Consider the following 13,733-nt stretch of genomic DNA (forward strand, 5'->3'; position numbering starts at 1 on the left):
TTGTCGCGGAGTTGACCGAGAGTGGTCGGCCGGGTGCCGGCGGCGCGGTGGCGGGAGCGGGCCTGCTGCCGGAGGCCGGGGGCGGTTACGGTGGACGGGTGCGTGATCCCAACCTGACCCGATCCGCCGCCGGTCAGCTCTCCCCGCAGCGGCGCGCCGCGGACCTGCGCCGCCTCCGGACCGAGCAGTTCGACGTGCTGGTCATCGGTGGTGGCGTGACCGGGGCGGGTGCCGCGCTGGACGCCGCCTCCCGGGGGCTCAAGGTCGCCCTGGTCGAGGCCCGTGACTACGCCGCCGGCACGTCCAGCCGGTCCAGCAAGCTGATCCACGGCGGTCTGCGCTACCTGGAGCAGTTGGAGTTCCACCTGGTCCACGAGGCGCTGACCGAGCGGGGCCTGCTCGCCACCCGGCTCGCCCCGCACCTGGTCCGGCCGGTGCCGTTCCTGGTCCCGCTCCCCGCCGGCAAGGGGCTGCGCGACCTGCCGGCCCGGCTCTTCCGCCGCTCCTACTACGGCGCCGGGGTGGCCGCGTACGACGCCTTCGCCGGTCTCTTCGGCGGCGGTCGCGGCATGCCGCTGCACCGGCACCTGACCCGGGAGGGCGCCCGCCGGGTCTTCCCCAGCCTGCGCGCCGAGGGGCTGGCCGGCGCCATCCGCTACTACGACGGCCAGGTCGACGACGCCCGGCTCGTGGTGACGCTGGCCCGCACCGCGGCCAGCCTCGGTGCGACCGTGGTGAGCAGCGCCCGCGCCGTCGGGCTGATCCGGCAGGCCCGCGAGGTCACCGGGGTGCGGGTCCGCGACCTGGAGGCGCCGACCGACTCACCGGACGCCGAGTTCGAGGTACGCGCGCGCACCGTGATCGGCGCCACCGGGGTGTGGAGCGACGACATGTCGCGGATGCTCAACGACGTCGGGCTGCGCCCCGGCATCCGGGTGCGGGCCTCGAAGGGCGTGCACCTCGTCGTCCCCCGCTCGGCGATCACCGGCGAGACCGGGCTGATCCTGCGGACCGCGACCAGTGTGCTCTTCGTCATCCCCTGGGGCGGGCACTGGATCATCGGCACCACGGACACCGACTGGCGGCTGGACCGCTCCCACCCCTCCGCCTCCGCCCGCGACATCCAGTACCTGCTCGACCAGGTCAACACGGTGCTCGACCGGCCGCTGTCCACCGCGGACATCGAGGGCGTCTACGCCGGGCTGCGTCCGCTGCTGGCCGGTGAGGCTGACTCCACCTCCAAGCTCTCCCGCGAGCACGCGGTCTTCGAGCCGATGCTCGGGCTGCTCCTGGTCGCCGGCGGCAAGTACACGACCTACCGGGTGATGGCCGCCGACGTGGTGGACCGGGCCGCCTACCGGCTGGGTGGCGCCCGCCCCTCGCGCACCGCCGACCTGCCGCTGCTCGGCGCCGACGGTTACGCGGCCATGTGGCGGGACCGGGCCGACCTGGCCCGCCGGCACCGGGTGCCGGTCGGGGTGGTCGAGCACCTGCTGGAGCGCTACGGCACGCTCACCCTCGAGCTGCTGGCGTTGATCGACGCCGACCCGTTGCTCGCCTCGCCGCTGGCCGGTGCCCCCGAGTACCTGGCCGCCGAGGTGACGTACGCGGCCCGGGCCGAGGGGGCGCTGCACCTGGAGGACGTGCTGACTCGGCGTACCCGGATCTCCTTCGAGACGATCCACCGGGGCCTGGAGTCGGCCGGGCACACGGCGGAGCTGATGGGCGCGGTCCTGGGCTGGGACGCGGCGACCCGGGAGCGTGAGGTCGCCCACTACCGGGCGCGGGTGGAAGCGGAGCGGGAGTCGCAGCTGATGCCGGACGACGCGACCGCCGACGCGGCCCGGCTCGGGGCGCCCGACGTGCGGGGCTTCGCCGCGGACCGCGGAGTCGACGGCGACAGTGTCGAACTTCCCACCTCGTCCCGCTGACCGATCCCTCGCACAGTTCGATCCATCGATGGCCGTCCGGTTGGCGGGTTACGGGCGCTACCTACGGTGGGGTAGGTTCCGGCGCGTGGTTCCCCCTCAATGGTCGCGCGTGCTGACGATTACCGCCGCTGCCGTCCTGACGATCGGCCTCGGTGGCTGCTCGATGTTCGACTCGGACCGGAGCGGGTCCACACCGGACCCGAAGGGCGCGGGCGTGACCGCCCCGGCGGGCGGTGCGGCCGGTGCCGGCGCGGGCCGGGTCAGCCTGGTCCAGAAGCTCGGCCAGGACGGTCCGCTCCGGTCGCTGAACGTGGCGCCGGACGGCCGGTGGGAGTGCGCCGACTGCGCGGGTGACGGGGTGACCTCGACCGGCGCCCTGGGTCCCGAGCAGGTGCAGCGGTTGCAGGCGCTGCTGGCCGACCCCCGGCTGGCGCAGGAGACCGACCAGGCCCGCCAGTACCGGGTCAGCTGCATCGACGCGTTGACGTCGAGCCTGGTCACCGCCGCCGGTCTGATCACCTCGCAGGACTGCCCGGGCGAGGAGCGGCCGCCGGTGGCGCACGAGATCCTGCTGCTGCTCACCCAGGCCACCCCGGCCGAGCCGACCGCCTGACCGGCCGCACCCGCCGGCCGGTCAGAGCACCTTGCCGGGGTTGAGCAACCCGTCCGGGTCCAGCGCCGCCTTGATCGCCTGGTGCACCCGGACACCCACCGGCCCGATCTCCCGCGCCAGCCAGTCCCGCTTGAGCAGCCCCACCCCGTGCTCGCCGGTGCAGGTCCCGCCGAGCTCCAGACCCAGTCGCATGATCGCGTCGAAGGCTCGCCGCCCCCGTTCCAGGCTGGCCGGGTCGGCCCGGTCCACCACGATGTTGGGGTGCATGTTGCCGTCCCCGGCGTGCCCGACCACGCCGATCGGCACGTCGCACTCCTCGGCGATCCGGGCCACCCCGTCGAGCAGCGCGGCGAGCGAGCCGCGCGGCACCGCCACGTCGTCGATCACCAACCCGCCGTTGCCGTCCGGGAAGGCGTCCGCGGCGAACTTCTCCATCGCCGGGTGCGCCAGCCGGCGGGCCTGGAGCAGCGCCGCCGCCTCGACCGCGTCGGTGGCCGCGTACACCTCCTCGGCGCCGGCGGCCTCGCAGACCTCGGCCAGCCGGGCCAGGTCGTCGGCCGCCCGGGCGCCGGTGTCCGCGGCGGCCAGCAGCAGGGCCTGCGCGTCGGTGCGCAGCCCCATCGGCCGGTACGCCTCGATGGCCCGCAGGTGGGTCCGGTCGAGCAGCTCCAGCAGGCTGGGGCTGAGCCCCTTCGCCGCGATGTCGGCCACCGCCGTGCCCGCCTCGGTGGTCGACCCGAAGACCGCCACCATGGTCAGCGACTCCTCCGGCGCCGGGCGCAGCGACACGGTGACCTCGGTGATCACCCCGAGGGTGCCCTCCGAGCCGACGAAGAGCCGGGTCAGGTCGTAGCCGGCGACGCCCTTTGCGGTGCGCCGGCCGGTGCGCAGCACCTCGCCGGAGGCGAGCACCACCTCCAGGCCGAGCACGTACTCCGTGGTCACGCCGTACTTCACGCAGCACATGCCGCCGGCGTTGGTGGAGACGTTGCCGCCGATGGTGGAGGACTCCCAGGAGCCCGGGTCCGGCGGGTAGTACAGGCCCTGCTTCGCCACCGCCGCGGCCAGCGTCGCGTTGACCACGCCGGGCTGCACCACGGCGATCCGGCTCACCGGGTCGATCTCCCGGATCGCGTCCATGGCCACCGTGCTGAGCACCACCGCGCCGTCGACCGCGTTCGCGGCGCCGGCCAGCCCGGTCCGCGCGCCCTGCGGCACCACCGGTACGCCGTGCCGGGCGGCCGCCCGGATCACCGCGACCACCTCGTCGGTGCTGCGCGGGCGGGTCACCACCAGCGGGGTGCCGGCCGCGCAGAGATCCGCCTCGTCGCGGCGGTGCATCTGGAGCAGATCCGGGTCGGTGAGGACGGCGCCGTCGCCGAGCGCCGCGCGTAGGTCGTCGAGGAGGGGGGATCCGGCCATGCGGGAGAGGCTATCCGGCGGCTAGATTGGCCGCCATGCTGTACCTGGACCGTCCCGCCTGGCCGTGGCGAGGGCGGCTCTGGTCCCATCTGATCAGTGACGTCTCCCACGCCGAGCTGCACGCCTTCGCCGAGGCGCTCGGCGCGCCCCGCCGCGGCTTCGACCGGGATCACTACGACATCCCGGCCGAGCGGTTCGCCATGGCGGTCTGGCTCGGCGCCCGGGTGGTGCCCAGCCGCGAGCTGGTCCGCCTGCTCCGCGACGCCGGCCTCCGCCGCCCCAAACACCTCGTCCCTACCGCCGGGGCGCGCTGACCCGCCCCGCCGGGTGGTCAGCGGCGCAGGGTGGCCAGCTCGCGGGTGAGGTTGGCGCGGGCCGGCGCCGTCCAGCGCCCGGCCAGCGGGGGCAGGCGGTACAGGGCGGGCAGGGCGAGCAGGCTCTCCAGCACCCGGGCCCGGCCGACCCGGAAGTCCGGTTCGCTCACGTGGGCGTACTCCCGGCGGATCGCGGCGGCGTACGTGTCGTACTCCGCCGGCGGCGCGGCGAGGACCGCGAGGTCCGCGTCGCAGAGCAGGGCGCCGTTGCGGTCGTCGGCCGCCACCGCGTGCCCGGCGGTGAGCAGCACCAGCCGGCGCACCTCGGCCACCGCGGCGGCCGGCAGCCCCAGCCCGGCGAGGAGCGTGCCGGCCAGCGCGGCGCTCTCCCGCTCGTTGGTGTCCCCGCCGGCCCTCGGGTCGTAGACCGCGTCGTGGCACCAGGCGGCGAGCCGGACCAGGTCCGGCCGCTCCGCCAGCGGCGCGTACGCGTTGACCACGTCCAGCACCGCGCGGAGGTGGGCGGGGGCGTGGTGGTGCCGGTGCGGTTCCCGCCAGCGGGTGAGCAGCCCCTCGCCGGCCTCGGTCAGCGCCGGGGTGTCGGTGGCTCCCGCCCGCCGGGCCGCCGTCCGCCACCGCTCGATCAGCTCCGTCACCCCGCCGAGTCTGCCGCAGACGACGAGGATTCACCCTGCCCGGGACGGGTAGTCCCCGCCATGGCCGTGGCCCGGGACCGACGACCGTCGCTGGCGCAGCGTGCCGGTCTTCGCGACGGCGCGGTGGACGTCGACGCGCCCCGGATCGCCCAGGCGATGCGGGAGCTGCGCCATCGGAGCCGGGCCACCCTGCACGACCGGCTGCACCGGGTCCGGATGGCCGTGGGCCTGGCCCTCCAGGCGGGGCTCGCCGCCACGCTGGCCTGGGTGGTGTCGCACGAGCTGCTGAACAATCCGCAGCCGGTCTTCGCGCCGATCTCCGCGGTCGGCACCCTGGCGGCCTCGGTCGGGCAGCGGCTGCGCCGCACGGTCGAGCTGATCGTCGGGGTGGCGATCGGGGTGCTCCTCGGCGACATCCTGATCTACTTCCTCGGCGCCGGGGGATGGCAGCTCGGGCTGGTGGTGACCTCGGCCATCCTGCTGACCATCTTCTCCGGCGCGAGCGTGGCCATCGTGATCCAGGCGGCGGCCACCGCGGTGCTGATCGTCACGCTCAGCCCGTCCACCCAGAACCTGGAGATACCCCGCTTCGTCGACGCCTTCATCGGCGGTGGGATCGCGCTGCTGGTGACCGCGATCCTGCTGCCGCTCAACCCGCTGCGGGTGATCAACCGGGCCGCCCGCCCGGCGCTCAACCTGCTCTCCGACCAGCTCGACATCTGCGCCGAGGCGCTGCGCAACCGGGACCGGGGCAGCGCCCAGCGGGCCCTGGAACGGCTGCGGGAGAACAAGGAGGAACTGGCCGTCTTCCAGGAGGCGATCGAGGGCGCGAAGGAGACCAGCACGCTCTCGCCGGCCCGCTGGCACCGGCGCAGTGAACTCACCCACTACGCGGAGGCGGCCGACCCGATCGACCGCGCTATGCGTAACAGCGGCACCCTCATCCGGCGGTCGGTGACCCTGATCGAGGACGAGGAGCCGATCCCGGAGCCGATGCCCGACGCGGTGTCCCACCTCGCCGAGTCGGTCCGTCTGCTCCGGCACGAGTTCGCCATGGGGGAGGAGCCGGAGCAGGCCCGCGAGCGGTCGCTGCGCGCGGTCAGCGAGGCCGGTCGGGCGTACGCCCAGGGGGTCGGCTTCTCCGGCAGCGTGGTGATCGCCCAGGTGCGCACCACCGCCAGTGACCTCCTGGTCGCCTCCGGCATCGAACAGGAGGACGCGAACCGGCTGATCCGTCAGTCCTTCGGCGAGCTGGAGAGGCCGAAGGGGGAGCCGGCCCAGCAGGGAGCCACCGCGAGGCCTCCCACCGCCCCACCCCTGGGTTGAGCAGCCGGGGCGGGGCGCTGTCCCCCGCCCGTGGGCGCCCGGTTCAGCACAGGGCGGCGAGGGCGGCCAGCAGCCGGTCGACGTCGGCCACCGTGCTGCCCAGGCCGATGCTGGCCCGCAGCGCGGTCGGCGGGAGGTCGTCCCGTCCGCTGCGCGCGGCGGCCTCGGCGAGCAGCCGCCGGGCCAGCGGGTGGGCGCAGAAGAGCCCGTCGCGCACCCCGATGTCGTGCTCCCGGGCCAGGTATCCGGCCACCTCGCCGGAGTCCCGCCCGGCCAGCACGAACGAGACGATGCCGACCCGGGGCGCGTCGGGAGCGAAGGAGCGCAGCTCGACCGCGTCCGGCAGGGCGGCCAGCCCGTCCCGGAGCCGGGCGAGCAGCCGCTGCTCGTGGGCGTGCAGCGCGGCCCGGTCCGCCCCGGCCAGCGCCGCGCAGACGGCGGCCAGCGCGACCGCGCCGAGCAGGTTCGGGGTGCCGCCCTCGTGCCGGGCCGGGCCGGTGGCCCAGCGGACGTCGTGGGTGGCCGCCCCGACGTGGCTGGTGGCGCCCCCGCCGGGCAGGTACGGCGGGGCGGCGTCCAGCCAGTCGGCCCGCCCGAGCAGCACCCCGGCACCGAACGGGGCGTACAGCTTGTGCCCGGAGACGGCCAGGTAGTCCACGTCCAGCGCGGCGACGTCCACCGGCGCGTGCGGGGCGAGCTGGGCGGCGTCGACGACGGTCCGGGCGGCGTGCCGGCGGGCCACCCCGGCCAGCTCGGCGACCGGCCAGCGCTCCCCGGTCACGTTGCTGGCCCCGGTCACCGCGACCAGCACCGGTGGGCCCGCGTTCCCGCCGCGGCGCAGCTCGGTCAGCGCGGCGTCGAGGGCCCGCACGGCCCCGGCGGGGCTCTCCGGCACCGGCAGCCGGACCGAGCCGCGTGGCCAGGGCAGCAGGTTGGCGTGGTGCTCCCCGGCGAAGGTGACCACCGTGGTGCCGGCCGGCAGCGCCCGGGCCAGCAGGTTCAGCGCGTCGGTGGTGTTCCGGGTGAAGACCACGTGGTCTCCGGCGCGGGCGCCGAAGGCGTCGCCGACCGTCTGCCGGGCCCGCTCGTAGGCGAGGGTGCAGCGCCGCGACAGCGCCCCGGCGCCGCGGTGCACGCTGGCGTACCAGGGGAGCAGCTCGGCCACCGCGTCGGCGGCGGCCCGCGCGCACGGCGCGCTGGCGGCGTGGTCCAGGTTGACCTGCCCGGGTACGCCGAGCACGGCGAGCGGGTCCGGCCCGCCCGACACCGTGGGGGCGGGCGGGGCGAGGGCGACGGTCATGGCGGAGCCTCCGGGGTCCGGGGACCCCGGGGTGTGGGCACACCGGGACGGGGTCCGCGCTTGCCCAGCACACGGATCGGGCCGGGCCCGGTCATCACCCGGGGCACCCCACCGCGAACGTACGAGGGTTGCCGGCCAGCAAGCCGGGGCTTGATGCTGGCGCTCGTGACCTGTCGCCGAGCATAACCAGCGTGGGAGCAGCCGACCCAGGGGGCCGGAGGTGGCTACGCTGACCGCATGGCCGACACCCCGCCCGGCGGTCCCCCGCCGCCGCCGACCGTGCCCGCCGTCCACTCGCCGGGCGCCGGGGCGCCTCCCATGCCGCGGCGCCGACCCGGTTGGCGACGGATCCTGGTGCTGGTGGGGTTGGGGCTGCTGATCGCGGCCTGCGCGTTCTACATGCTCATCCGGCTCGGTTCGAGCCTCGGCCCGGAGGCGCTGCTGATCGGCATGGCCGCCGCGGTCCTGCCGGTGCCGGTCCTGGTCGCCTGCTTCCTCTGGCTCGACCGGTACGAGCCCGAGCCGCTGAAGTACCTGGTCTTCTGCTTCGCCTGGGGCGCGTTCGTCTCCACCGCGGCCTCGCTGACGGTCAACGAGAACGCCGCCAAGCTCTTCGAGGGCTGGGGGTTGCCGTCGGCGCTGACCGCGGTGCTCGTGGCCCCGTTCATCGAGGAGCTGACGAAGGCGCTCGGCCCGATCCTGCTGCTGGTCTTCCGCCGCCGGGAGTGGTCCGGCATCACCGACGGCCTGGTCTACTGCGGGCTCTCCGCGGTCGGCTTCGCGATGGTGGAGAACATCCTCTACCTGGGCGGGTACGGCTACGCCTCGGGCGCCGACCAGTGGGGCCCGGCGACGGGCTTCCGGCAGGTCATCGCCATCTTCATCACCCGCATCCTGCTCTTCGGCTTCGCCCACCCGCTCTTCACCGCGATGACCGGGGTGGGGCTCGGCATCGCCGCCCGTAGCGCCGACCGGCGGGTGCGGGTGCTCGCCCCGGTCGCCGGCCTGCTGCTGGCGATGATGCTGCACGGCACCTGGAACCTGATCCCGACGCTGGTGCAGGCCACCGGCGAGTTGGTGATCTTCCTGTACGGCATGGTGGGCCTGATGGTGCCGATCTTCTTCGGCATGGTCGGCTTCGCGGTCTGGCTGCGGGCCTGGGAGGGGCGGCTCACCGAGCGCACCCTGCCGGACTACGTACGGGCCGGTTGGCTCACCCCGCCCGAGGTGGCGGCGCTGGGCAGCCTGGGCCGCCGGCACGCGGCCCGCAGCTGGGCCCGCCGGGTGGGCGGTGACCCGGGGCTGCGGGCGATGCGCGGCTACCAGTTCGCGGCGACCCGCCTGGCGTTGCTGCGCGACGGCATGCGCCGGGGGCTGGACCGCAAGCCGGCCGACCGGGAGCGGACCGCCCGGGACGAGAAGGCGCTGCTGGAGGCGATCGCGGCGTACCGGGCGTACTTCGTCGGGCGGGACCCGCAGGCGCCGGTCGGGGTCTGGGACGGGCAGCGTTACCACCTGCGCTTCCCGGACGGGTCGCAGCGCGTGGTGGAGGCGCCGGACTCGCCGGTGGTCCCCATCCCGGTGGTGCTCGGCCCACCGCCACCGCCGGTCTCCCCGGCCGGCTACGGCCCGCCGGGTTGGTACGGTCCGCGCCCGGCCGCCCCGTGGCCGCCGCCCGGCCAGGGCTGAGCCGGCGCCCGTCAGGGCGCGGTCAGGGCCGCGCCAAGGGCCGTGCGGCGGTGCGGTCAGGTCATCAGGCTGGTGAGGAAGTCCCCGAGGCCCTGGGCCAGCGCCATCAGGCCCGCCCCGATCGCCTTGAACATCTCGGCGGCGCCGTCGGGCCGGAACGCCATGAAGTAGATCAGGAAGAAGGCGCCGAGCCAGAGCAGGAGCTTCTTCACGAGTACCGGCATCGTCCCTCCCCAGGGCGCTGGACGTCGCTGGCTTCCCGGAGGAGAGCGACACAAACGACGGCGCCGCCGGGGCGGGGCGGGGGACTACAGGTAGAGGCCGGTGTTCCCGGTGGGCTCGCGCTCCACCCGCTCGGCGGCGACGGCGTGCACATCGCGCTCCCGCAGCAGGACGTAGCCCCGGCCGTGCAGCTCGACCTCGGAGCGGTCGTCCGGGTCGAAGAGCACCCGGTCGCCGGAGACGATCGCCCGGACGTTCGGGCCGACGCCCACGGCGGTGGCCCAGGCCAGCCGCTTGCCCATGGTGGCGGTGGCGGGAATGACGATGCCGGCGGTGGAGCGGCGCTCACCCTCGCCGCCCTCCAGGCGCACCAGCACGCGGTCGTGCAGCAGGCGGATGGGCAGGCCGGAGTCGATGTTCTGGTCGGCGGTCACGGAGAGAGACGCTACCGGGTGGCCGGTGGGTGACCTGCCGGTGGTTGGCCGGTGACGGGCCGGGGCAATGTGTGGCGGAACTGCCCTACCGTGGCGCTGTCGGACGTACCCTGTCCGGACGTCGTCGTGGACGGCCCGGTCTGTTCCTGAGGAGGTGCGCTTGAGCCGTTTCGAGCGGGTACGCGGAAGGCTCCGCCGCGCGTACGAGTCCGGCCGCCAGTCGGTGCGCGCCGAGGGCGGCGACCGGGAGGACGTACGCGAGGAGGCCGGGCTGGCGTCCCCCGCCTCGCCCGGGCCGGTGGCGCCCCCGTCGGCGGCGGTGGTGGGCGCGGGCCCGCCGACCGCGACGCACCAGTCCACCTCCAGCCGGGACGACGAGGACGTGCCGCACGCCCTGCGGATCGCCGCCGCCTGGTCGTGGCGGTTGATCGTGATCGGCGTGGTCACCTGGGCGCTGCTGAAGATCGTCGGGACGATCAGCATCGTGATCATCCCGCTGGCCATCGCGCTGCTGCTCTCCGCGCTGCTGGCGCCGGCCGTGGGCTGGCTGCTCCGGGCCCGGCTGCCGAGGTCGCTGGCGACGGCGGTGGTGCTGGTCGGCGGCCTGGCCGGGGTGATCGGCACGCTGACCCTGGTGGTCAACGAGTTCATCCAGGGCGTGCCGGAGCTGAGCGAGAAGTCCTCGCAGGGCGTACGGCAGATCCAGAACTGGCTGAAGACCGGCCCGCTGCACCTCTCCGACAAGCAGCTCGACCGCTACATCGAAGAGGCGCAGGGCTGGATCAACGGCAACACCGAGCGGTTCACCAGCGGGGCGCTCTCCACCGCCTCCACCCTGGCCGAGGTGCTGACCGGCACCGTCCTGGTGCTCTTCGCGACCTTCTTCTTCCTGCGCGACGGCAACCGGATCTGGCGGTTCCTGGTCCGGCTGCTGCCGGTGGCGGCCCGGTGGAAGGTCGACGACGCCGGCCGGGCCTCCTGGTCGACGCTCGGCGCGTACGTCCGGGCCACCGTGCTGGTGGCCTTCATCGACGCGGTGGGCATCGGCATCTTCCTGGTGATCTTCGACGTGCCGTTCGCGTTCCCGCTGGCCGCGCTGGTCTTCCTGGGCGCGTTCATCCCGATCGTCGGCGCCGCGCTCTCCGGCGGCGTGGCGGTGCTGGTGGCGCTGGTCGACAGTGGCCCGGTGACCGCGCTGATCATCCTCGGCGTGGTGATCGGCGTGCAGCAGTTCGAGGGGCACGTGCTCCAGCCGCTGATCATGGGTCGCGCGGTGGCCATCCACCCGCTCGCCGTGATCATCAGCATCGCCGCCGGGGTGGTCCTGGCCGGCATCACCGGCGCGCTGGTCGCGGTGCCGTTGATCGCGGTCGTCAACACCGCGGTCCGCCGGCTCGCCGCCCGCTCGGTGCCGGACACCCCGCCGGACGCCGTGGTCGTCGCCTCGCACGCCCCCTGACCCACGCTCGGCAAGGTCCGCGCGCCGTCGGCGGGGACGCCGCCTCCCGAGCCGGGAGGCGGCACCTCGCCGGCTCGCGCGGACCCGGCGCGTTCGGCGGCGGGAGGTCAGGCCTTGCCGAGGCGCTCCAGCGCGCCGCGGGCCACCTCGGGGCGGGTGGTGTACCAGAACGGGGGGAGCGAGCGGCGCAGGAACGGGCCGTAGCCACGGGCCGTCTCCAGCCGTGAGTCGAGGACCGCGACCACACCCCGGTCGCCGGTCGCCCGGATCAGCCGGCCGACCCCCTGGGCCAGCCGTACCGCGGCGATCGGCACGCTGACCGCGGCGAAGCCGGAACCGCCGGTGGCGTCCACCGCGGCGGCCCGGGCCGCGGCGAGCGGCTCGTCGGGGCGGGGGAACGGCAGCCGGTCGATCACCACCAGCTGGCAGGAGTCGCCCGGCACGTCCACCCCCTGCCACAGCGACATCACCCCGAACAGGCAGCTCGACCGCTCCTCGCGGAACCGGCGGACCAGCAGCGGCAGCGCCTCCTCGCCCTGGAGCAGCACCGGCAGGTCGGTCCGCGCGCGGAGCAGCTCCGCGGCCTGCTGCGCGGCCCGCCGCGAGGAGAAGAGCCCGAGGGTACGACCACCCAGCGCGCCGACCAGCCCGAGCAGCTCCTCCCCGGCCGCCTCGGGCAGCCCGGAGACGCTGGGGCGGGGCAGGTGCGCGGCGACGTAGAGGATGCCCTGCCGCGCGTAGTCGAAGGGCGAGCCGACGTCGAGGGAGGACCAGCCGGGGCCCGAGGTGGCCGGGACGGTGCCGGTGGCGGGGCGGCTGCCGGGCGTCGTCGCCACCCCACCGGCGGGCGCCGGGAGCGCCGCGTCCCCGGCCGACCGGCCGGCGGAGGCGGCGGCCAGCGCGGCGGCGGCCGGCGACGGCGGGGCGGGCGGCGGCGCGTCCAGCCCGAGCGCCCGGGCCACCGTGTCGAACCGGCCGCCCAGCGCCAGCGTGGCCGAGGTGGCCACGACGGTGCGTTCGTCGTAGAGGTGGGCGCTGAGGGTGCCGGCCACCGAGAGCGGCGCGACCACCAGCGCCCGGCGGCTGCCGTTCTCGGGCTTCTCCACCCAGGCCACATCGTGGTCGGCCTCCTCCAGCAGCCGCTGGGCGGTGGTGGAGAGCTCGTCGAGCGCCGCCTTGGCCTGCTGCTTGCGGACCGGGTCCGGGTCGTCGGCCTTGACGTCGCCGATGGCGTCGAGCGCGGCCCGGGTGGCCGCGTCGAGCAGCGTGCACGCCTCGCGCAGCGGGGCCGGCAGCCCGCTCGTGATCCGCCCGGCCGGCGCCTCGGCCAGCCCGACGGCGAGCGCGTCGCCGGCCTCGGTGAGCCGCTCGGCGACGTCCGGCCGGAGCAGTGGCCGGGCCCGCCGGGCGGACCGGTCGATCAGCTCGGGCACCAGCTCGGCCTGCGCCGCCGAGGAGACCCGGTCGGCCAGCTCGTGGGCCTCGTCGACGATCAGCAGCTTGTGCGGCGGCACGATGTGCCGGTCGGCCAGCATGTCCACCGCGAGCAGGCTGTGGTTGGTGACCACGATGTCGGCCTCCCGGGCGCGGGCCCGGGACGCCTCGGCGAAGCACTCCGCGCCGAACGGGCAGCGGGCCGCGCCCACGCACTCCCGGGCCGGCATCGACACCAGCCGCCAGGCCTGGTCGTCCACCCCCGGGTCCAGCTCGTCCCGGTCGCCGGTGGCGGTCTCCTCGGCCCAGTCACGCAGCCGCTGGACCTGCTTGCCGAGCCGGCCCGCCTCGCCGAGCCACTTCGTCGCCCCGCCGGGGCGGGCGGCGGGGGCATCGAAGAGGGTGTCCTCCGGCTCCTCCTCGGTGGAGTTGTCCAGCCGGGCCAGGCAGAGGTAGTGGTGGCGCCCCTTCAGCACGGCGAAGGTGGGCCGCCGGCCGAGCAGCGGCTCGACCGCGTCGGCGAGCCGCGGCAGGTCGTGGTCGACCAGTTGGGACTGGAGGGCCAGGGTGGCGGTGGAGACCACCACCGGGCCGTCCACCGTCAGCGCCGGGGCGAGGTACGCCAGGGACTTGCCGGTGCCGGTGCCGGCCTGGACCAGCAGGTGCTCGCCGGTGGTGACGCTCCGCTCGATCGCCTCGGTCATCTGCTGCTGGCCGGGTCGGGCCGCGCCGCCGGGCACCGCGCCGACCGCCGCGGCGAGCAGTTCGCTCCCGCTCGGCCGGGCACCCCGGCGCCGGCCGGTACGGGCCGACGGGGTGGCGGAACCGGTGGCGGTGCGGGGCGGAGTCACCGTGCGACGGTACCCGCCGACCCCGACACGGGCCGCGCCGCTGCCCCGGCGCGGCGGTCACCGTGCGGATTGCCGTGGACCG

12 protein-coding genes and 1 riboswitch are annotated in these 13,733 nt (G+C 75.6%); of the genes, 6 read left to right on the forward strand and 6 right to left on the reverse strand.

Annotated features, from left to right (window positions below; genetic code table 11):
- The first annotated feature begins 98 nt into the window (after window positions 1-98).
- Both AC5L3Z_RS00080 and AC5L3Z_RS00085 read left to right on the forward strand, forming a co-directional pair.
- A complete protein-coding gene (locus tag AC5L3Z_RS00080) occupies window positions 99-1,931 on the forward strand; it encodes a glycerol-3-phosphate dehydrogenase/oxidase (protein WP_494838574.1) in 1,833 nt (610 codons plus the stop codon).
- A 109-nt stretch (window positions 1,932-2,040) separates the two neighbouring features.
- Window positions 2,041-2,544 carry a hypothetical protein gene (locus AC5L3Z_RS00085; RefSeq protein ID WP_494838576.1) on the forward strand — a complete coding sequence of 168 codons (504 nt, stop codon included), beginning with the start codon at window positions 2,041-2,043 and terminating at the stop codon, window positions 2,542-2,544.
- Between the two features lie 21 nt (window positions 2,545-2,565).
- Here the strand turns inward: AC5L3Z_RS00085 and AC5L3Z_RS00090 are convergent, their stop codons facing one another.
- Window positions 2,566-3,966 carry an FAD-binding oxidoreductase gene (locus AC5L3Z_RS00090; RefSeq protein WP_494838578.1) on the reverse strand — a complete coding sequence of 467 codons (1,401 nt, stop codon included), beginning with the start codon at window positions 3,964-3,966 and terminating at the stop codon, window positions 2,566-2,568.
- 35 nt (window positions 3,967-4,001) lie between these two features.
- Here AC5L3Z_RS00090 and AC5L3Z_RS00095 point away from each other — a divergent pair, with 35 nt between their 5' ends.
- Window positions 4,002-4,280 (forward strand): DUF4031 domain-containing protein, encoded by a 279-nt coding sequence (locus tag AC5L3Z_RS00095; protein ID WP_494838580.1) that lies wholly within the window; start codon window positions 4,002-4,004, stop codon window positions 4,278-4,280.
- Window positions 4,281-4,297: 17 nt separating this feature from the next.
- On the opposite strand, the gene AC5L3Z_RS00100 is transcribed toward AC5L3Z_RS00095, so the two are convergent.
- Complete coding sequence (locus AC5L3Z_RS00100) at window positions 4,298-4,936, reverse strand: HD domain-containing protein (protein ID WP_494838581.1); 639 nt, start codon at window positions 4,934-4,936, stop codon at window positions 4,298-4,300.
- A gap of 66 nt (window positions 4,937-5,002) precedes the next feature.
- Between AC5L3Z_RS00100 and AC5L3Z_RS00105 the strand changes: the two genes are divergently transcribed.
- Window positions 5,003-6,262, forward strand: a complete 1,260-nt coding sequence (locus AC5L3Z_RS00105) for an FUSC family protein (protein WP_494839556.1) — start codon at window positions 5,003-5,005, stop codon at window positions 6,260-6,262.
- A gap of 43 nt (window positions 6,263-6,305) precedes the next feature.
- Here AC5L3Z_RS00105 and AC5L3Z_RS00110 read toward each other — a convergent pair whose 3' ends face one another.
- The gene (locus AC5L3Z_RS00110; protein WP_494838583.1) at window positions 6,306-7,562 is read right to left on the reverse strand and encodes an aminotransferase class V-fold PLP-dependent enzyme; all 1,257 of its coding nucleotides are present in this window, start codon (window positions 7,560-7,562) and stop codon (window positions 6,306-6,308) included.
- A 51-nt stretch (window positions 7,563-7,613) separates the two neighbouring features.
- A riboswitch (SAM riboswitch) is annotated at window positions 7,614-7,733 on the reverse strand.
- Window positions 7,734-7,799: 66 nt separating this feature from the next.
- Here AC5L3Z_RS00110 and AC5L3Z_RS00115 point away from each other — a divergent pair.
- Window positions 7,800-9,251, forward strand: a complete 1,452-nt coding sequence (locus AC5L3Z_RS00115) for a PrsW family intramembrane metalloprotease (RefSeq protein WP_494838585.1) — start codon at window positions 7,800-7,802, stop codon at window positions 9,249-9,251.
- Window positions 9,252-9,307: 56 nt separating this feature from the next.
- Here AC5L3Z_RS00115 and AC5L3Z_RS00120 read toward each other — a convergent pair whose 3' ends face one another.
- Both AC5L3Z_RS00120 and AC5L3Z_RS00125 read right to left on the reverse strand, forming a co-directional pair.
- Window positions 9,308-9,475 carry a hypothetical protein gene (locus AC5L3Z_RS00120; protein ID WP_334534403.1) on the reverse strand — a complete coding sequence of 56 codons (168 nt, stop codon included), beginning with the start codon at window positions 9,473-9,475 and terminating at the stop codon, window positions 9,308-9,310.
- 84 nt (window positions 9,476-9,559) lie between these two features.
- Window positions 9,560-9,907, reverse strand: coding sequence for a GroES family chaperonin (locus AC5L3Z_RS00125; RefSeq protein ID WP_494838588.1), 348 nt, complete (start codon window positions 9,905-9,907; stop codon window positions 9,560-9,562).
- Between the two features lie 160 nt (window positions 9,908-10,067).
- On the opposite strand from AC5L3Z_RS00125, the gene AC5L3Z_RS00130 reads away from it, so the two are divergent.
- Window positions 10,068-11,366, forward strand: coding sequence for an AI-2E family transporter (locus AC5L3Z_RS00130; RefSeq protein WP_494838589.1), 1,299 nt, complete (start codon window positions 10,068-10,070; stop codon window positions 11,364-11,366).
- Between the two features lie 107 nt (window positions 11,367-11,473).
- On the opposite strand, the gene AC5L3Z_RS00135 is transcribed toward AC5L3Z_RS00130, so the two are convergent.
- Window positions 11,474-13,651, reverse strand: coding sequence for an ATP-dependent DNA helicase (locus AC5L3Z_RS00135; RefSeq protein WP_494838591.1), 2,178 nt, complete (start codon window positions 13,649-13,651; stop codon window positions 11,474-11,476).
- Between the last annotated feature and the right edge of the window lie 82 nt (window positions 13,652-13,733).

The sequence above is a fragment of the Micromonospora sp. LZ37 genome (assembly GCF_059359015.1).

Coding starts and splice junctions, on each gene's coding strand:
- AC5L3Z_RS00090 (WP_494838578.1), bottom strand. CDS start 3,966: ATGGCCGGATCCCCCCTCCTCGACGACCTACGCGCGGCGCTCGGCGAC.
- AC5L3Z_RS00095 (WP_494838580.1), top strand. CDS start 4,002: ATGCTGTACCTGGACCGTCCCGCCTGGCCGTGGCGAGGGCGGCTCTGG.
- AC5L3Z_RS00110 (WP_494838583.1), bottom strand. CDS start 7,562: ATGACCGTCGCCCTCGCCCCGCCCGCCCCCACGGTGTCGGGCGGGCCG.
- AC5L3Z_RS00115 (WP_494838585.1), top strand. CDS start 7,800: ATGGCCGACACCCCGCCCGGCGGTCCCCCGCCGCCGCCGACCGTGCCC.
- AC5L3Z_RS00120 (WP_334534403.1), bottom strand. CDS start 9,475: ATGCCGGTACTCGTGAAGAAGCTCCTGCTCTGGCTCGGCGCCTTCTTC.